Here is a 16,876-nt window from a genome sequence, read left to right on the forward strand (position 1 = left end):
TCCCGGTGACGCGGTTCCTCCTCGAACCGGTTCCCTACGTGGTGCTCGGGATCCTGGGGCTGGTCGCCCTGGCGGGGATGGTGGCGGGGGTGACGGCCATCGTCACCGGCCGCAGCAGCCTGTTCCGCCTGCGCAGCCGCGGCGCCGGGTGGCTGGTGGCAGCCCTCTCCCTGGCCATCCTGTCGCTGGCGGTGTGGATCGGGTGGGAGCCCAACGCCGCGGGCGGCGCCGCGGTGTTCACCAAGCCGCGCTGGGACGCGGGGCCGGTGCTCAGTGCCGACCTGCAGGCCGCGGTGACTCCCTCCAACCGGGGGGAGAACCGCAAGGTCTTCGTCCAGCAGGGTCCGGAGGACCACCGCGGTTCCCAGGCGGCCAGCACCACCCTGCTGGTGACCCTGCGCGCCAACCGGGCTCCCACCAAGGCGGCGCTGAAGGCCGGCATCCTCGAAGACTGCCGTCGCATCGCGGACGTGGTCTTCGCGCGGCCGGAGTACCGCAAGTGGCAGGCGGTGTCGGTTGGCGCCACCTACCCCACCACCCGCGCCGGCGAGCAGATGGTGGCGGCGGTGACCCTCACCCGGGCGGAATACCAGCGGGCGGCCCGGGACGGCCGGCTCGAGCCGGACGAACTGGCGCGCTTCGGCACCGTGACGTGGCTTCCGCCCCTGGGACCGGGTGACACCCGCGGGGTCGGCGAGCTGCGGCTCGGGCGCTGACACGCGCGGCGCCGACCCCGCCCGCCCGGGGCCCCGCCCTTCGGGCCGTGGTCGGCCGGCGGCCTCAGGTCCGGTCGAGATACCGGCCGATCAGCTCCTCGAACTCGCGCTGGGTCTCGGCGATCACCTCGTCCCGGCGCTCGGCGTAGTGGGGTCCCTCCGTGGCCTTGACCTCGATGTTGCTCAAGATCACGGCCTGCAGCTCCCGGAGGAACTCCACCACCACCTCGGGATCCACCGGGCCCCACTCGCCGGCGTCGAGCCGGTCGAGGAACCGCCGCAGATCGACGCCCTCCATGGAGACCTCGTAGTAGAGGTCCATGAGCGCGCCGGCGTCGGCGATGCGAGTCCCGGCCGCCGCCGGCTCCCGTTCCGGCCGGCGCCCGCCGTCGCCACCTCGGTCGTGGGCCGCAGGGTCCTGAGGGGCTCCCTCCGCGGACCCGCCCTCCCGCGCCCGCGGCCGGTCGACCCCGCCGTCGCGCGGGGGCCTTGGGCCCTGGTCCTCGGTCCGTCCGTCCACAGGTCCTCCTGCCTCCTTTGCCGCGACGGTGCACGACGCTAGCCGCGACCGTGCCCCACGCCGGCGCCGATGATGGCCCCGGCGTCGTCACGGATCCCCCTCGGCCCGGGGGCTTGCCTGGCCGGCCCGCTCCGCCGATGCGCGGGCGCGGCGCCGGTGGAGCAGCCAGCAGAGGCCGTAGCCGGCCTCGTAGAGGACGATCAGCGGCACCGCGAAGAGCAGCTGGGTCACCAGATCGGTGGTGGGGGTGAGGAACGCGGCGATCACCAGGGCGGCCAGCAGCGCGTACCTGCGCAGGTGCACCATGAAGGGAGGCGTCAAGAGCCCGATCTCGGTCAGCAGCGCCACCGCCACCGGCAGCTCGAAGAGGAACCCGAAGGACCAGACCAGCCCGGTGACGAAGTCCACGTAGGCCTGCACCGACACGGTGCGCTGGATCGGCCCGGCGTTGAACCCCAGGAGAAAGTCCAGGGCCAGCGGCACCGCCACCAGCAGGCCGAAGGCGATGCCCGCCGCGAACAGGACCAGGGCCGGCAGCGCGTACCAGCGGACGTAGCGCCGCTCCGTCTCGGTGAGCCCCGGCCACACGAAGCGCAGCGCCTGGTAGATCACCACCGGGGACGCCAGCCCCACGCCCAGGAGGACGGCGATGCGCAGGGTCACCAGGAACGCCTCCGCCGGTGCCAGCGCCACCAGCCGCACGTCGGGCCCGCGCTCGATCAACCACCCCAGCACCGGGCGGGCGTAGACGAACCCGATGGCCGTCCCGCCGGCGATCGCCAGGGCGGAGTAGATGAGGCGCAACCGGAGCTCGCTCAGGTGGCCGACCAGGGACGGCCAGACGCCGCCGCCCCCGGTCTCCGCCTCCCCAGGTCGGTGGCCCATGCTTCAACCGGCCGACCCCTGCCGCCGCTCCCCCCGATCCTCCGCGGGCGCGACGCCGGACGCCCCCGCGTTCCCGCCCTGCGCGGCCGCAGCACCGGCCCCTGCCACCTCGCCGCCCCGGGGCGTCGCTGCGCTCCCCCCAGCCGCATCGCGCTCCCCGGCACCGTCTTGCAGGTCAAGGGCCGGGTCGTCCCGCCGCACCCCCCGCCCACGGGCCGACGGCCCCCCCGTTGCCGCCGGTTCGTCCTCGTCGATGCCGCGCATGGCCGACCGAAACTCGCGCATGGCCCGCCCCACCGCCCGCCCCACCTCGGGCAACCGCGCCGGCCCGAAGATGACCAGGGCCACCGCTGCGATCAACAGGATCTCCGGCAGACCGACCGAACCCAATGGACGGCACCTCCTCGCGTCCGCCCCCGGCGGGAAGGGCGCCCGCCGGCGGACGGGGCGCCGCCTCGTCCGCCGGTGCCGCGACCCGCATCCCGGCCCCCTGTCCCCGCCGTGGCGCCCGGCTGGGGCCGCGCCGTCGCGACGGCCGCAGCGCCCGACCCCGGGACCTGAGGGCATCGCGGGCCGCGGCCCGCCGCGCCCGGCCTTGCGCCGTGCCCCGCCGTGCCGCGCGGTGTGGCCGCACCGCGATCCGGCTTCCCCACCGGCTTCGCCCCTTCCCGGCCGGCTTCGCCGCGTTCGCCGCTCCCCCGCCGGCTTCGCCGCTATTGTATCGCTGCATCGCAGGGCTCGCACGCCGGGGTGTCGGCCCCCGCGCATGGGCCGCAGGGCCCGCTCATCCGCCCAGCCAGAGCCAGAGGGCGAACAGCGTCGCCCCGCCCAGGATCAGCTGCACGAAGAGGACGTCGCGCCGGGCCAGCTCCTCGGGCGGGGGCTGGGGCTGGGCGGTGACCAGCTCGAAGAAGGTCCGACGGCCCCACAGGAAGCCGGAGTAGTTGAGCGCCGCCAGGAGCACGGCGATCACCTCGACGGCCAGCGCCCGGCCCAGGGTCTCCCGCCGGAAGGGACCGGGCGCCAGGGCCACGACGGCCGTCGTCAGGATCGCCAGCGCCCCCGCGGCCCCCACCGGCGCCAACCACCGCAGCCAACGGGTGCCGGCGCCCGACCGCCGCGACCCGGGCGTAGCCGGCGGGCCCTCCGGGGCGTCGGCCGGCGCGGCGCCGGACCCTGCCCGATCCGGCACGCCCCCACCCCGACCCGGGTCCCGGCGGGCCGGGTGCTGACCCTGCGCGTCGATCACCACCCGTCGCACCTCCCTGCGCCGGTGAGCCGGATCGTTCGCACCGCCCCACCCCCGTGAACCGGGTCGCTGGCACCGCCCTGCACCCGCCCTCCGGATCCCTGCATCGCCTGGTGCCGGCGATGCGGGCGTGCGCTCGCGGAAGGCCACCGGCCGTCCGCCCTCTCGGCGTGCCGGCCCGGAGACCATCCCCGGACCGCCGGGGTCGCGCGCACCCGCCCCCGAGGTCGGCCGGGCGCGTCGACCCGCCGGGCTAGGGCCGGTTCGTCCGCCGGGGCGGCCCACCGCCGTGCCGTCCCACGACGGCGTCTTCCGCAGCCCGCTGCGAAGGCTCCGCCCGCCACCCCTGGGATGGCGGCTCGCCGCCGGCCCGGGTCGCAGCTCACCGTCCGGCGTCGCCACCGGGAGCCCGGTCCCCCGGCTCACCGTCCGCCATCGCCACCGGAGACCCCGGGTCCCGGCTCATCGTCCGGCATCGCCACCGGCGGAGATCCGCATCCCGGCTCAGCGTCCGCCGTCGCCACCGGCGGCCCGGTCCCCCCCGCGCCCGGCGCCGCCGTCGGCCGCCGGGGTCCCGCCGTGTAGGAAGTACACGGTATCGAGGCCCACCTGCTGCGCCACCTGCCGGACCTCGTCCCGCCCGACCTCGTGCAGCCTGGCGATGGCCGCCTCGGGGTCCTCGTCGTGGCCGTAGACCAACGACTCCAGGGCGGTGCGGATCACGGCCGCCGGCTGGTCCTGGTCGGAGCGCAGGCCGTTGACCAGGGAGCGACGGGTGGCCTCCAGCTCCCGGTCGTCGATCCGTCCCGCCGCCATGTCGTCGATCTGCCGCAGCATGATGGCCTCGGCGTCGGCTCGCCGCCGGGGGTCGATGCCGGCCATGGCCAGGATGAGCCCCTTGCCCCGCACCAGCCGCGACCAGGCGGAGTAGGCCAGGCTGGCCCGTTCCCGCACGTTCATGAACAGCTTCGAGTGGACGAACCCGCCCAGGATGCCGTTGTACATCTCCAGCGCCGGCCGCAGCGGGTGGTCGAAGCCGATGGGCGCGCGCAACCCCAGCACCAGCCACCCCTGCTCCATGGGCAGGGTCTCCTCCACGCGGCGCGGCTCGGGTCGCGGCCCCCGGATCACCGGCGGCGGCAGCTCCAGCACCTCGCGGGGCCCGCCGCCCCGGGCCGCCCAGGCCTCCGCCACGGCCTCGACGACGGCCCCGGGCTCTACCGGACCGGTGACCAACAGGTCCAGGGGCGCCACCGCCCGCACCCGCCGATGGAGCCGCACCAGGTCCTCGCCGTCCAGGGTCGCCAGGCGGTCGGGATCGCCCAGTTCGCTGATGCCGTACGGCTCGCCCGCACACAGGTGCTCCACGCAGTGGCGGAGGGCGTAGGACGCCTTGTCGTTGACCAGGGCGCGGATACGCTGGATCTGCGCCGTGCGCTCCTCCTCCACCCGCTGGGCGGGGAAGCCCTCTCCCTCCAGGTACGGCTCCGCGAAGACCTCCAGCAACAGCCCGAGGGCGCGGCGGGCCAGGGCCTCGCCGGGCCCCGCGGCTCCCGGGACGAACCGGCCCGCCGGCCACGTCAACGTCAGGGTGGCCAGGTGCCGGTCGCCCATCTTCTCGACGCCGACGCCCAGATGGGCTCCGTACAGGTCGGCCAGCGCCCGTTCCAGCGACGGCAGGTCGGGATGGCGCCGGGTCCCGCGGCGCAGCAGCCGGGGCAGCAGGGCGAAGGGGCTGGCGGTCTCGGCAGCCAGGGGCATCTGCCACGCCAGCACCGCCGTGACCCGCTTGAAGCGCGGATCGGGGCGCACGTGCACGCGCAGGCCGGGGAGCTCGTGCCGGGTGAAGCCGGCGGTCCGTCCCTGGGACGCGCCCATCAGGCCACCTCCTCCTGGGGCAGCACCGCCGCCCGCACCGTCCGCCGGGGGTCGGCGTGCTCCCGCAGCCAGCGGGTGGCGGCGTCGGCGTCCAGTTCGTCGAGGATGGTGAGGCGCCGGTAGAGGTCCCACCCCAGGAAGCGATCCGCCAGGAAGCCGTGGGCCAGTTCCTCCGGCGAGTCCAGCAGCGCCAGGAACTCGCCCATGGCCTTGCGCCGGACCGCCTCGAAGAGATCCGGGTCGATGCCGTGGCTCAAGGCCTCGCCCAAGCGCGCCTCGCAGGCGTTGGCGAAGGCATCCGGGTCGGCGGTCTCCCCGCCCACCTCCCAGTGGGCGGCGCCGGGGACCACGGACAGGCCGTACCAGTACCGGTCGGTGATCACCTGGCGCCGGTACTGCTCCTCGTACCACGGCGTCAGCCGCCCGAACAGCGCCTCGGCCACCAGGTCGCCGAGGACCGCCGCCCGCAGGCCGCCCTCGTCGGGCGGGAAGGGACCGAATTTGATCCCCCACTGGACGTAAGGGCGCGAGACGCCCATCCGCCGCGCCGTCTGCGGGCGCGCCAGGTCCGGGCCCTCCGCCGGCAGGCGCCGCTCCGGTCGCGGTCGCGGCGGGATGCCTCGCCGCCCGAGGTCCTCGGCGACCATGGCCACGACCCCCTGGGGGTCCACGTCGCCGACGACGCAGACGGTCATGTTGGCGGGATGGTAGGCGGCCCGATGGATGGCCTCCAAGAGCTCGGGCGTCAGGGTGGCGATGGACTCGGGCGAGCCCAGGATCCAGTCGCGGACGGGGTGGCGGCGGTACATCGCCTCCAGGAAGTCGTAGTGGAGCCGGATGAGCGGGTGGTCGCGGGCCGTGGCGATCTCCTGACCGATGATCCCCTGCTCCTTGGCCACGCTCTCCGGCGTGAAGCGCGGGTCCTGGACGTAGTCCAGCAGCAGCTCCAGGCATGCCTCGAAGGGCTCCACGACGGAGAAGAGGTACACCGTGTAGAAGGGGCCGGTGTAGGCGTTCATGCTGGCGCCCAGCTGGGCGAACCGCTCCAACACGCTGCCCTCGGGCTTGTCGAACAGCTTGTGCTCCAGGAAGTGGGCCGCGCCGGGCGGCACCTCGACCTCCCGCCCGGTGGCCGGATCCCGCAGCACGCGGTCGATGCTGCCGTAGCGGGTGGCGTAGGTGGCATACTTCTTGCGGAAGCCGGGCTTGCGGATCACCACCACCTCCGCGCCCGGGGCGACCCGCGCCTCGAACAGCCGCTCGTCGAGGCCGGGGACCTGTCGCTCCACCACGTTCACCGCCGTTCCGCCCCCCTTCGGCGTCTCCGAGGTTCAGAATACCGCCGCCTGCGGCCGTGGATACTACGCCCGGCCGAGGACGACCCGCATCGCGGCCCGCGCCGGCGGGAGGCGACCACCGCCCCCGCGACGGCAGCCGACCAGACCAAAGGAGGGGTCTCCATGCCGGTGACCGACCAGTTCCAGCAGTTCACCCAGGAGCTCGCCCAGCGCATCCAGGCGGCCAAGCAGGCCGGCATGTCCCAACAGGACATCAAGGCGCGCGCGCAACAGATCGGCGACTGGCTGGCCCAGGAGGTGGCGCCGCGGACGCCGGAGCAGCGTCTCCTGAAGGAGATGTGGCAGGTCGCCAACGCCCAGGAGCAGGAGGCCATCGCCAGCTCGCTGGTCAAGCTGGTCGAGCGCCAGCCCCGGGTCAGCGGCTGAGGGCCGGCCGCCGGCGCGCCGGCCGCGGCGTGGCCCGGGCGCCGCTCGGGCCCATCGCATCTTGCCGTGCCACGGCCCCGGGTCCGCCGTCAGCCGGCAGCCCGCATCCCGCAGGACTGCCGGATGATCAGCCGCGGGGCCAAGCGCACCGGCTCGGCCCGCCTCTCGCCGGCCCGCTGGGCGGATCGCGCTCGTTCCGCCAGCGTTGCGGCCGCCTGGCGGGCCAGTTCGTCCAGCGGCGGGACCACGGCCGTCAGCCGCGGCCGCAGGGCTCGGGCCAGGGGTCCATCGCCGTAGCCGACCAGGGCGACGTCGTCCGGCACCCGCCGACCCATCTCCTCCAGCGCCGCCAGCGCCCAGGCCGCCAGCTGCGGCGAGGCGGCGAAGAGAGCGGTGGGGGCGGGTTCGTCCGACCACCACCGGCGCAAGGCGGCGGCCACGGCGTCCGCGTCGGGCAGCACCTCCGCGACCCGCTGGGCTGGCAGCTCCCGCCCGTTGTGGCGCAGAGCCTGCCGGAACCCCCGGAGCCGCTCGGCCGCGGCTGGCGAGGCGCCCGCCGGGCCCAGGTAGGCCACCTCCTGGTGCCGGAGGTTGACCAGGTGCTTGCCGGCCAGATAGCCCGCCCGGTAGTTCTCCACCAGCCAGGTGTCCAGACGACTCCCGGGAAGCGGGCGGCCCGCCGCCACGGCCACGCGCTGGGCGACCGCGGCCGCCAGGTCGGGGCCGGCGTCCCGGGCCGGCACCAGGAGCACCGGCTCGTCCATCGGCAAAGCGCGAAGACAAGCCAGCTGCTGGGCCGCGTCATCCGCCACGGGCCAGACGGCGACGCGCCACCCCTGCCGTGCCAGGGCGGCGACCAGCGCCTCCGGCAACCCCTCCTCCTCGCCCGCAAGGCACGGCGTGACCAGATGGACCGCCGTCCCGGCGGCGGCCGCTGCGCTCCGCACCGCGCAACCCTCCCTCGCTCCCCTCGCCGCGCCACCGTCCGGGCGGGACAGGCCGTAGCCCGCACGCCGGCCTCCTCCGCACGCCGGGCTCGTCCGCAAGCCGGGCCGGACCGCATGCCGGACGGGCACGCGGGCCGGGTGCGTGCGCCCGCCGGGGCTGGACCGCACGCCAGGCCGGACCGCATGCGGACGGGCATGCGGTCCGGGCTCGTGCGCCCGCCGGGGCTGACCCTCACGCCGGACGGGTCTGCGCGCCGGGCTGGCCGCACCGTTCCCCACCGACCGGCCCAGGGGCTGCCCGGCCCCTGTCGGCGGCCATCCCGCCCCTCGCCCCATAGCCCCCGGACCGAGGCAACCCTCGCGCCGCGGCGTCCCTCCAGGCTCCGCCGGGCGGCGCCGGACGGCCCCGGTCCGCGGCTTCGCCTTCACGCCCGCAGCGTCCTGGCCCGCGCCGGCGGACGTCCACGCCATCAGCCCCAGGTTAGCCCACGGCGCACGCAGGGGACAACGACCCGACCGCAACCCTGGACGGGCGGAATAATCGCTGACAGCCCCCCATATTCCTGGTACCACGAGAGGAGGGTGCGGGTATGGAGCGACTCAATCGCCTCTGGGTCGTGGTCGCCGTCCTGGTGGTGGCCTTCATGGCCTACAGCGTGGGGGGCTGGCTCAACAACGTCCAGCAGACGATGACCGCCGTCGACGACCTGATGGTCCGCATGACCCAGCTGGAGGCCCAGCAGGCCGAGATCTCCGCCGCCCTGGCGGGAGACGGCCAGCTGGCGGCCGGCTGGGACGACCAGGCCGCCGGCGACCAGCAGCCGGCCACCGGCGAGCCGCAGGACAGCCAGGGCCAGACGGAGGAACCGGCCGAGCCCCAGGCCAGCGCCGGCCAGACGGCGACGGTCACCACCCAGTACCTCAACGTGCGCGCCGAGCCGACCCAGGACTCCACCCGGATCGGCACCCTGGCCCAGGGGAGCACCGTCCAGGTGCTGGAAGAGCAGAACGGGTGGGCCCGGGTGCGCTACCAGGCCAACGGGCGCACCTATGAGGGCTGGGTCGACGCCCGCTACCTGCAGCGCTGACGCCACCGGTGCGGGCGGCCGCCCGATCCGGGCGCGCCGCCGCGCCCGGGCGAGCTCGAGGGGTCAGAGGCCCGTGCCCCGCCGCCACCGGCCGCGGTGCCGGGCGCGGTCGCCCCACCCGCCCCGTCGGACGAACCCGGCCCGACCCTGCAGGGCGTCCTCCCCGCCCGTCGCCTCGGGACCGTCGCCTGACCCGACCGGCCCACGACCCGGCCCCCCACGGCGAACCGCATCCCGCCGCAGCCCATGGCCCGCGGCCTCGCCAGGAGGCCGCGATCCCCTTTCCGGCGGCAGGACCCACGACCCCCCTCGCCTCGGCCCCGGCCCCGGGGGAGGGGCCGGGACGGCCCGTACGGCGGCGGGGGCGGGGCGACCGGTCCTTCGACCGCATCAGCGGAGGCGCCGGGACGCGGGGACCGCCCGAAAGGCGGCGGGGGCGGTGGCGGGCCGTCCGCCCGCCACCGCCCCCGCGGTGGGCCCTGTGCCGCCCCGGGCGCCATGGCCCCGGGGCGAGCCCCGGCTCAGGCCGGCTCGGCGGCGGCCAGGGCATCCTCCAGGGTCACGAACAGGTCGTCGATGCCGAAGGGCTTCTCCAAAACCCAGCGCACCCCGAACTCCGAGGTGATCTCGTCCACGCCCACGCTCCCCGTCATCAGGATGACGGGCACCTGCCGCAGCTGCGGATCGCGCCGCAGGGCCCGCAGCACCTGGGCGCCGTTCATCCGCGGCATGACCCAGTCCAGCAGGATCACATCGGGCCGCATCTCCCGCGCCAGCTGCAACGCGGTCCCGCCGTCGGCGGCCAGGACCACCTCGTAGCCCTGCTCCGTCAGGGCCAGCTGCAGGAAGGCTCGCACCGCGGCCACGTCGTCCGCGACCAGGACGCGGCGCCCGACCGACTTTCGCTCCGATGGCACCCCCTCACCCTCCCCACCCGGCCCACCGTGGGAATGACGGTCACGGCCTGCCGCCGGGCCCGTCCACCTCCGCTCCTCGGGCCGGGAACGGCTTCGTCCATACACTCTTGGGATACCGTCGCCTGCTGGCGATTCCTGCCGATGTCGAGCGAAAGACAGGTTTCGACACCCCGGCCGGGCGCGCCGCCGACGCGTCAGACCGGGTGGACGGGACAGTGCCGGGCCGGCCACTCCCGGCGGCGGTTCTCGTAGAGGGCGAAGCGCCGGGCCAGTTCCTCCCGCAGCCGACCGGCGGGGACCACCTCGTCGACCACCAGGTCCGACGCCATGCGGTAGATGTCGATGTCCCGCGCGTACTCCCGCCGCTTCTCCTCGACGAAGCGCCGGCGCTCCTCGCCTTCCAGCCTGGCGATGTGGTTGTAGTAGACGGCGTTGACCGCCGCCTCGGGTCCCATCACGGCGATCTGCGCCGTGGGCAGCGCCAGGCAGGCGTCGGGCTCGAAGGCCGGCCCGGCCATGGCGTAGAGGCCGGCGCCGTACGCCTTGCGCACGATCACGGAGATCTTCGGCACCTCGGCCTCGGCCACGGCGGCGATCATCTTGGCGCCATGGCGGATGATGCCCTGGCGCTCCACCGCCGAGCCGATCATGAACCCCGGGACGTCGGCCAGGAACAGCAGCGGGATGTTGAAGGCGTTGCACAGCCAGATGAACCGCGCCGCCTTGTCCGCCGAGTCGACGAACAGCACCCCGCCCCGCACCCGCGGCTGGTTCGCCACCACGCCGACGACCCGGCCCTCGATGCGGGCCAGGCCGGTGATGATCTCCGGGGCGAAGAGGCGCTTGATCTCGAAGAAGGAGCCTTCGTCCACCAGCCGCTCGATCAAGCGGTACATGTCGAAGGGGACGTTGGCGTCGGCGGGGACGATCTCCTCCACCGCCGGCCCGGGGGCCGGCGGTCGCGGCTCCCCGCGGGGCGGCCGCTCCTCCCAGTGGCTGGGGAAGTACGAGAGGTAGGTGCGCGCCGCGGCGATGGCCTCGTCCTCGCTGGCCACCAGCACGTCGCCGCAGCCGGAGACGGTGCAGTGCATCCGCGCGCCGCCCATCTCCTCCAGCGTGACCCGCTCGCCGATCACCATCTCCGCCATGCGCGGCGAGCCCAGGTACATGCTGGCGTTGCCCTCGACCATGATGACCACGTCGCAGAAGGCCGGGATGTACGCGCCGCCCGCCGCCGACGGGCCGAAGAGCAGGCACACCTGGGGCACCACGCCCGACATGCGCACCTGGTTGTAGAAGATGCGCCCCGCGCCCCGGCGCCCAGGGAACATCTCCACCTGGTCGGTGATCCGCGCCCCGGCGCTGTCCACCAGGTACAGCATCGGGATGCGCCGGCGCAGGGCCTGTTCCTGGATGCGCAGGATCTTCTCCACCGTGCGGGCGCCCCACGAGCCCGCCTTGACCGTGGAGTCGTTGGCCATGACGGCCACCGGCCGACCGCCGATGCGCCCCAGGCCCGTGATCACGCCGTCGGCGGGCAGCTCCTCCGCCAACGCGTTGGCCAGGGTGCCGTCTTCGACGAAGCTGCCCGGGTCCAGCAGCCGCTCGAGCCGCACCCGGGCGAACAGCTTGCCCTGCTCCCGGTTCCGCTGGTGGTAGCGCTCCGGCCCGCCCCGCCGGACGGCCTCCAGGCGCTCCAGGAGCTGCCGGTCCAGATCCCCGGTCCCACGGCTCATGGACTCCCCTCCCGCGACTTGCCGGGCCGGCTCCCCCGCCCCTCCCGCGGCGCGGCCGTCAGGTCTCGAGCTCGATCAGCACGTCCCCCTGGTTGACGAAGTCCCCGGGCTTCACCCGCACGCTCCGCACGGTCCCGCCCGCCGGGCTCGTCACGGGGATCTGCATCTTCATCGACTCCAGGATCACCACGTCCTGACCGGCCTCCACCGCCTGCCCCTCGCGGACCAGCACCTCCTGGACGATCCCGGCCATCTCCGCCTGGATCTGCACCGTCGCTCCCTCCCGCACGGCGTCGAACCCGGCGTCAAAAAGACAAAGGGCCGGTGCCTCGGCACCGGCCTCGCCCCGCTCAGCGCGAGTAGAACTCGACGATCAGCGACTCCTCGACGTCGACGGGGATCTCCTCGCGGCTGGGGACCCGGAGCAGCGTGCCCTGGAACTTCTCGGGCTCCACGCTGACGTAGTCCGGCGCCCGCTGGGCGTTCTCCAGGCTCTCCTGGATCAGCGGGATGCGCCGGCTCTTCTCCCGCACGGCGATCACGTCGCCCGGCCGGACCTGGTACGACGGGCGATCGACCTTCCGCCCGTTCACCTGGATGTGCCCGTGGACCACCAGCTGCCGCGCGGACCAGATGGTGGGCGCGAAGCCCATGCGGTAGACCAGGTTGTCCAACCGCGTCTCCAGGAGCTGCAGGAGCCGCTCCCCGGTGTTCCCCTTGGCCCGCTGGGCGCGCTCGAAGTAGCGCCGGAACTGGCGCTCCAGCACCCCGTACATGAAGCGAAGCTTCTGCTTCTCCAGCAAGCGGCGGCCGTACTCGCTGAGCTTCTGCCGCCGGCCCGGCCCGTGCTGGCCGGGCGGGTAGGGCCGCTTCAGCGCGGGGCACTTGGGCGACCCGCAGAGCGGTCGGCCCACGCGCCGGCACATGGCGTGCTTCGGGCCCGTGTAACGTGCCATCCAACCGACCTCCCGAGATGCCAGCAGCCAAGCGCTATTTTAACCCATCGCCCCGGCGAGGGAAGAGGCACCGGGACGAACCCGGCCGCCGCGGCGGGCGCCGCTCGCCATCCCGACCCGCGGCGGCCTCTCACGCGCCGCGGAAGGTGGCCACGTGGCCCCGCCAGCGCTGGGCCTCCTTGTAGATGCAGCGGTTCATCACCACCGCCAGGCCGCCCTCGGCCGCGATGCGCGCCGCCTCGGGGCTGACCACGCCCTCCTGCAGCCAGAGGACCCGCGCGCCGCGGGCGACGGCCTCCCGCGCCACCGCCGGCGCGTGCTCCGGCGCCCGGAACACCACCACCACGTCCACCGGCCCGGGCACCGACGCCAGGTCCGGATAGGCCCGCTCCCCCAGGATCTCCGTGGCCCGCGGGTTGACGGGCACCACCTTGTAGCCCATGCGCTGCAGCTTCCGGGCCACGCGGTAGCTGGGCCGCCCCGGATCGGACGACAGGCCGACCACGGCCACCACCCGCGGCCGCGGGCCGCCGGGTTCGTCCACCTGCGAGCGACCGACCACCTCCCGGATCACCGCCTCGTCGTTGAGGCGGGGCACGGCCACGCCGTCGGCGACGGCCCCGTCCGCCGACGGCAGGCCGGCCGCCAGCCGCAGGGCGCGGTCCAGGTCGGCCTGGAGGTCGGCGAGCCCCTCGATGCCCACCGACAGCCGGATCATGTCGTCGGACACGCCCGCCGCCCGGCGCTGCTCCGGCGTCAGCTGCTGGTGGGTGGTCGAGGCCGGGTGGATGATCAGCGACTTGGTGTCGCCCACGTTGGCCAGGTGCGACCACAGCGCCACGTTGTCGATCACCTTGCGCCCGGCCTCCAGACCCCCCTTGACGCCGAAGACGATCATCGCGCCGAAGCGTCCCGGGCGCAGGTACTTCTGGGCCAGGTGATGGGACGGGTGGTCGGGCAGGCCGGGGTAGGCCACCCACTCCACCGCGGGGTGCTCCTTGAGCCACAGCGCCAGGGCCAGCGCGTTCTCGCAGTGGCGGTCCATGCGCACGTGCAGCGTCTCCAGCCCCTGCAGGAAGAGCCAGGCGTTGAAGGGGCTCAGGCAGGCGCCCACGTCGCGCATCATGTGCACGCGCAGCTTGGTGACGTAGGCCAGGGTGCCGAAGTCGTTCCAGTAGGAGATGCCGTGGTAGCCCGGATCCGGTTCCACCAGCCGCGGGAACTTGCCGTTGCCCCAGTCGAAGCGGCCGGAGTCCACCACCACGCCGCCGATGGAGGTGCCGTGGCCGCCGATCCACTTGGTGGCCGAGTGGACCACGATGTCGGCCCCCCACTCGAAGGGCCGGCACAGGTAGGGCGTCGCGAAGGTGTTGTCGACGATCAGCGGGATGCCGTGCTCGTGGGCGATGCGCGCCACCGCCTCCACGTCCAGCACGTCCAGCTTCGGGTTGCCGATGATCTCGGCGTAGATGCAGCGGGTGCGCTCGTTGATGGCCCGGCGAAAGTTCTCCGGGTCCGACGGGTCGACGAAGCGCACCGTGATCCCGAGGTCCTTGAAGGTGTTGGCGAACAGCTGGTAGGTGCCGCCGTAGAGGCTCGAGGAGGCCACCACCTCCTCGCCCGCCCGGGTGATGTTGGTGATGGCCAGCGTCGTCGCCGCCTGGCCGCTGGCGGTGGCCACGGCCGCCACGCCGCCCTCGAGATAGGCCATGCGCTTCTCGAAGACCTCGGTGGTCGGGTTGCTGATGCGCGTGTAGATGTTGCCGGGTTCGTCCAGGTTGAAGAGCTGGGCGGCGTGGTCGGTGTCCTGGAACACGAACGAGGTGGTCTGGTAGAGCGGCACCGCCCGCGAGCCGGTGGCGGGGTCGGGCGCCTGGCCCGCGTGCACCGCCAGGGTCTCGATGGAGTACTCGCGGAAGGGGTCACGGCGGTCGGTCACGGGGATCCCTCCTCCTGGTCGACCAATGCGGTTCCCCATGGGGCGGCGGACTCCTGCCGCAGGCCGGCCTGGGCCCGCGACGGCGGCTAGGGCCGCAGGTCGCTGCGGATGAGGGCGAACACCTCGTGCCGGCTGGCCACGTTCTCGCGAAACAGGCCCCGCACCGCCGAGGTCACCGCATAGGACCCGGGCTTCTGGATTCCGCGCATGGTCATGCAGAGGTGCTCCGCCTCGATCACCACCACCACGCCCCGGGGGTTCAGCCGCGCCTCGATGGCGTCGGCGATCTGGCAGGTCAGGCGCTCCTGGAGCTGGGGTCGGCGCGAGGCGACCTCCACGGCGCGGGCCAGCTTGCTGAGCCCCGTGATGCGGCCGTTGCGCGGCAGGTAGGCAACGTGGGCCCGTCCGTGGAAGGGCAGGAGGTGGTGCTCGCACATCGAGTAGAAGGGGATGTCCTTGACCAGCACCACCTCGTCGTGGTCCGTCTCGAAGAACACGGTGAGCTCGTCGGCGGGGTCGCGGCCCAGGCCGCTGAAGAGCTCTTGGTAGGCCTCCGCCACCCGCCGGGGGGTGTCCACCAGACCCTCGCGGGTGGGGTCCTCCCCCACCGCCTCCAGGATCTCGAGAACGGCCCGCTGGATCCGTTCCAGGTCGAACTCCTCGGCGCGTCGCGGCATGGGGCGTCTCCTTTCCGGTAGGATCACCGGCCGGCGGCGCCGGGCCGCCCGCGGCGGAAGCCGGCAGGCTCCGCGGGTCCGGCCGGTGGCCCGCGTCCAGCGGCCCGTCCGGCTTGCCCGGCGGGGTCGTCCAGCCGGCTCGTCCGGGCGGCCGCGCGGTACGCCCCCATTGTAGCCGAAGGGGGGCTCGCCAACCGGCCCCCGGTCGCGCCGATGGGTACGGGACGGGGATGCGCTGCGGGTGGAAGGCCGCCACGGTCCGGGTCCTGGAGGCCGGAGGCGGTGCGGCACGCGGCTCGCCCGGCGGATCCCGCGGGACTCGGCCGGGGCGGACGCGGCCGCGGCCGGGCTGGGCGCCACTGCCGGCGGGGGCGGCCAGGCTGGCGCGTCTCCCGGCGGGGGCGGCCGGGCTGGCGCGGCTACCGGCAGGGTGGCCAGGCTGGGCGCGGCTCCCGGCAGAGCGGCCAGGCGGCCGCGGCTCCCGCAGGGCGGCCAGGCTGGGCGCGGCTCCCGGCAGGGCGGCCGGCCCCCTCGGCCCGGCTCACCCGCCGTGGATGCGGGCGACGCACCACAGCACCAGGGTGCCCAGCGCCGCCTCCAGCATCAACAGCCCCACCAGCCAGCGGGCGGCCGCCGGGAAGCGGTCCATGCCCCGCGGGTCGCGGAGCATCGCCGTCACCCCGAAGGCGATGGCGCCGCCGGTGAGCAGCATGCCGGCGGCGCCCGCCATCTTGGCCAGCAGCAGGCGCCCGTAGAGGGTGGCGGGGAGTCGTGCCAGCGGCCAGGGCAAGGCCAGGAGCCGCGCGATGCCGGTGACGACCACGGCGACGGCCGCCAGGGCGGCCAGGCCGTGGAAGCGCCCGATCAGCTGCAGCCACAGCCGGCGCCGCAAGAGGGGCGGCTGGCCGGCCAGCACGGGTACCACCACCAGGAGCTGGTAGAACACGCTGCCCAGCCAGAGGACGGCTCCCAGGTCGTGGACCCAGACCCACCAGGTCCGCGCCACGGCGGCACACCCCCTGCGTACCCTACGTGGGGCCGCCAGGGGGAAGAACGTCCCATGCCGCGCAGCCCCGGGCTGCACCGCAGAACCGCCCGTTCCGCCGAGCCGAGGGCTCACCGGGCGCGCCCGGGCGGGCGGCGCGGCCGCCCGCCCGGGCGCGCCGGTCATGACGCCGGTGCGGTGCCAGGCCGTGGCGGCCAAGGGCGGACGGTCAGCTCCTCGCGGTCGCCGTACCGCACCAGGTCGATGCACAGGACGGCGCGTTCCGCCTGCTCACGGTCCGCCTCGCCGTACCAGTCGCGCACGAAGTCCTCCACCAGGGGGTCGAGGTAGACCTCCACCGTGGCCATGTCGGGCTGTGCGTCCGTTGCCGGCGCCGTCGCCGCCCCGTCCGCAGCGGCGACGGCGGGGCCGGCCAGGGGCACCGTCACCGCGCGAAACCCGCCCTCGGGCGGCGGGCCCAGGCGCACCTCCGGAGGCAGGTTGGGCGAGCAGCAACCGGCGACCAGGAACGCCTCCACGGTCAGGGTGCGGTCGAGCTCCGGCCGCCGCTTCAGTTCGCGGGCGGCGTAGGCCGCGGCGGCCGGGGTGATGGTCACGCGCACGGATCGCCACCTCCCCCCGCGGCCGGGGCCGCCGGC

18 protein-coding genes are annotated in these 16,876 nt (G+C 74.8%); 3 read left to right on the top strand and 15 right to left on the bottom strand.

The features are described from left to right. The first annotated feature begins 5 nt into the window (after positions 1-5). Positions 6-716: a hypothetical protein gene (locus Q5761_RS06995; protein WP_135225611.1), complete on the top strand. Its 711-nt coding sequence runs from the start codon at positions 6-8 to the stop codon at positions 714-716. Positions 717-780: 64 nt separating this feature from the next. Here Q5761_RS06995 and Q5761_RS07000 read toward each other — a convergent pair whose 3' ends face one another. The 6 genes from Q5761_RS07000 to yfmH all read right to left on the bottom strand — a co-directional run bounded on the left by Q5761_RS07000 (position 781) and on the right by yfmH (position 6,546). Further along, positions 781-1,236, bottom strand: coding sequence for a hypothetical protein (locus Q5761_RS07000; RefSeq protein WP_318750008.1), 456 nt, complete (start codon positions 1,234-1,236; stop codon positions 781-783). An 87-nt stretch (positions 1,237-1,323) separates the two neighbouring features. After that, complete coding sequence (tatC, locus tag Q5761_RS07005) at positions 1,324-2,121, bottom strand: twin-arginine translocase subunit TatC (RefSeq protein WP_318750009.1); 798 nt, start codon at positions 2,119-2,121, stop codon at positions 1,324-1,326. A gap of 3 nt (positions 2,122-2,124) precedes the next feature. Further along, a complete protein-coding gene (locus Q5761_RS07010) occupies positions 2,125-2,511 on the bottom strand; it encodes a twin-arginine translocase TatA/TatE family subunit (RefSeq protein WP_318750010.1) in 387 nt (128 codons plus the stop codon). A gap of 394 nt (positions 2,512-2,905) precedes the next feature. Then, positions 2,906-3,373, bottom strand: a complete 468-nt coding sequence (locus Q5761_RS07015) for a hypothetical protein (protein ID WP_318750011.1) — start codon at positions 3,371-3,373, stop codon at positions 2,906-2,908. 501 nt (positions 3,374-3,874) lie between these two features. Continuing rightward, positions 3,875-5,248, bottom strand: coding sequence for an EF-P 5-aminopentanol modification-associated protein YfmF (gene yfmF, locus Q5761_RS07020; protein ID WP_318750012.1), 1,374 nt, complete (start codon positions 5,246-5,248; stop codon positions 3,875-3,877). Then, positions 5,248-6,546 (bottom strand): EF-P 5-aminopentanol modification-associated protein YfmH, encoded by a 1,299-nt coding sequence (gene yfmH / locus Q5761_RS07025; protein WP_318750013.1) that lies wholly within the window; start codon positions 6,544-6,546, stop codon positions 5,248-5,250. Before yfmH ends, yfmF begins: the two co-directional genes overlap by 1 nt. A gap of 162 nt (positions 6,547-6,708) precedes the next feature. Here yfmH and Q5761_RS07030 point away from each other — a divergent pair, with 162 nt between their 5' ends. Further along, the gene (locus Q5761_RS07030) at positions 6,709-6,972 is read left to right on the top strand and encodes a DUF3243 domain-containing protein (RefSeq protein ID WP_135225616.1); all 264 of its coding nucleotides are present in this window, start codon (positions 6,709-6,711) and stop codon (positions 6,970-6,972) included. Between the two features lie 89 nt (positions 6,973-7,061). Here Q5761_RS07030 and Q5761_RS07035 read toward each other — a convergent pair whose 3' ends face one another. Beyond that, positions 7,062-7,919 carry a LacI family DNA-binding transcriptional regulator gene (locus tag Q5761_RS07035; RefSeq protein WP_135225617.1) on the bottom strand — a complete coding sequence of 286 codons (858 nt, stop codon included), beginning with the start codon at positions 7,917-7,919 and terminating at the stop codon, positions 7,062-7,064. A 590-nt stretch (positions 7,920-8,509) separates the two neighbouring features. On the opposite strand from Q5761_RS07035, the gene Q5761_RS07040 reads away from it, so the two are divergent. Continuing rightward, positions 8,510-9,007 (top strand): SH3 domain-containing protein, encoded by a 498-nt coding sequence (locus Q5761_RS07040; protein WP_318750014.1) that lies wholly within the window; start codon positions 8,510-8,512, stop codon positions 9,005-9,007. Positions 9,008-9,528: 521 nt separating this feature from the next. On the opposite strand, the gene Q5761_RS07045 is transcribed toward Q5761_RS07040, so the two are convergent. From Q5761_RS07045 to Q5761_RS07080, 8 genes are all read right to left on the bottom strand, one after another. After that, positions 9,529-9,924: a response regulator gene (locus tag Q5761_RS07045; protein WP_318750015.1), complete on the bottom strand. Its 396-nt coding sequence runs from the start codon at positions 9,922-9,924 to the stop codon at positions 9,529-9,531. A 194-nt stretch (positions 9,925-10,118) separates the two neighbouring features. After that, entirely contained in the window at positions 10,119-11,660 is a 1,542-nt protein-coding gene (locus tag Q5761_RS07050; protein ID WP_318750016.1) for an acyl-CoA carboxylase subunit beta, read from the bottom strand. Between the two features lie 58 nt (positions 11,661-11,718). After that, positions 11,719-11,931, bottom strand: coding sequence for an acetyl-CoA carboxylase biotin carboxyl carrier protein subunit (locus Q5761_RS07055; RefSeq protein ID WP_135225621.1), 213 nt, complete (start codon positions 11,929-11,931; stop codon positions 11,719-11,721). Between the two features lie 79 nt (positions 11,932-12,010). Next, positions 12,011-12,616, bottom strand: a complete 606-nt coding sequence (gene rpsD / locus Q5761_RS07060) for a 30S ribosomal protein S4 (protein ID WP_135225622.1) — start codon at positions 12,614-12,616, stop codon at positions 12,011-12,013. A gap of 130 nt (positions 12,617-12,746) precedes the next feature. Further along, a complete protein-coding gene (locus tag Q5761_RS07065) occupies positions 12,747-14,555 on the bottom strand; it encodes a PLP-dependent aspartate aminotransferase family protein (RefSeq protein ID WP_318750017.1) in 1,809 nt (602 codons plus the stop codon). Between the two features lie 86 nt (positions 14,556-14,641). Next, positions 14,642-15,232: a GTP cyclohydrolase I FolE gene (gene folE, locus Q5761_RS07070; RefSeq protein WP_318750018.1), complete on the bottom strand. Its 591-nt coding sequence runs from the start codon at positions 15,230-15,232 to the stop codon at positions 14,642-14,644. Positions 15,233-15,773: 541 nt separating this feature from the next. Beyond that, positions 15,774-16,238 (bottom strand): CopD family protein, encoded by a 465-nt coding sequence (locus Q5761_RS07075; protein ID WP_318750019.1) that lies wholly within the window; start codon positions 16,236-16,238, stop codon positions 15,774-15,776. 161 nt (positions 16,239-16,399) lie between these two features. Beyond that, positions 16,400-16,840: a hypothetical protein gene (locus tag Q5761_RS07080; RefSeq protein WP_318750020.1), complete on the bottom strand. Its 441-nt coding sequence runs from the start codon at positions 16,838-16,840 to the stop codon at positions 16,400-16,402. Between the last annotated feature and the right edge of the window lie 36 nt (positions 16,841-16,876).

Source organism: Thermaerobacter composti (assembly GCF_033582035.1).
Taxonomy (GTDB): Bacteria; Bacillota; Sulfobacillia; order Thermaerobacterales; family Thermaerobacteraceae; genus Thermaerobacter; species Thermaerobacter composti.

Bases quoted from the DNA above. Each gene is read 5' to 3' on its own strand.
- tatC (WP_318750009.1), bottom strand. From the start codon at position 2,121: ATGGGCCACCGACCTGGGGAGGCGGAGACCGGGGGCGGCGGCGTCTGG.
- yfmF (WP_318750012.1), bottom strand. From the start codon at position 5,248: ATGGGCGCGTCCCAGGGACGGACCGCCGGCTTCACCCGGCACGAGCTC.
- Q5761_RS07030 (WP_135225616.1), top strand. From the start codon at position 6,709: ATGCCGGTGACCGACCAGTTCCAGCAGTTCACCCAGGAGCTCGCCCAG.
- Q5761_RS07040 (WP_318750014.1), top strand. From the start codon at position 8,510: ATGGAGCGACTCAATCGCCTCTGGGTCGTGGTCGCCGTCCTGGTGGTG.
- Q5761_RS07050 (WP_318750016.1), bottom strand. From the start codon at position 11,660: ATGAGCCGTGGGACCGGGGATCTGGACCGGCAGCTCCTGGAGCGCCTG.
- rpsD (WP_135225622.1), bottom strand. From the start codon at position 12,616: ATGGCACGTTACACGGGCCCGAAGCACGCCATGTGCCGGCGCGTGGGC.
- folE (WP_318750018.1), bottom strand. From the start codon at position 15,232: ATGCCGCGACGCGCCGAGGAGTTCGACCTGGAACGGATCCAGCGGGCC.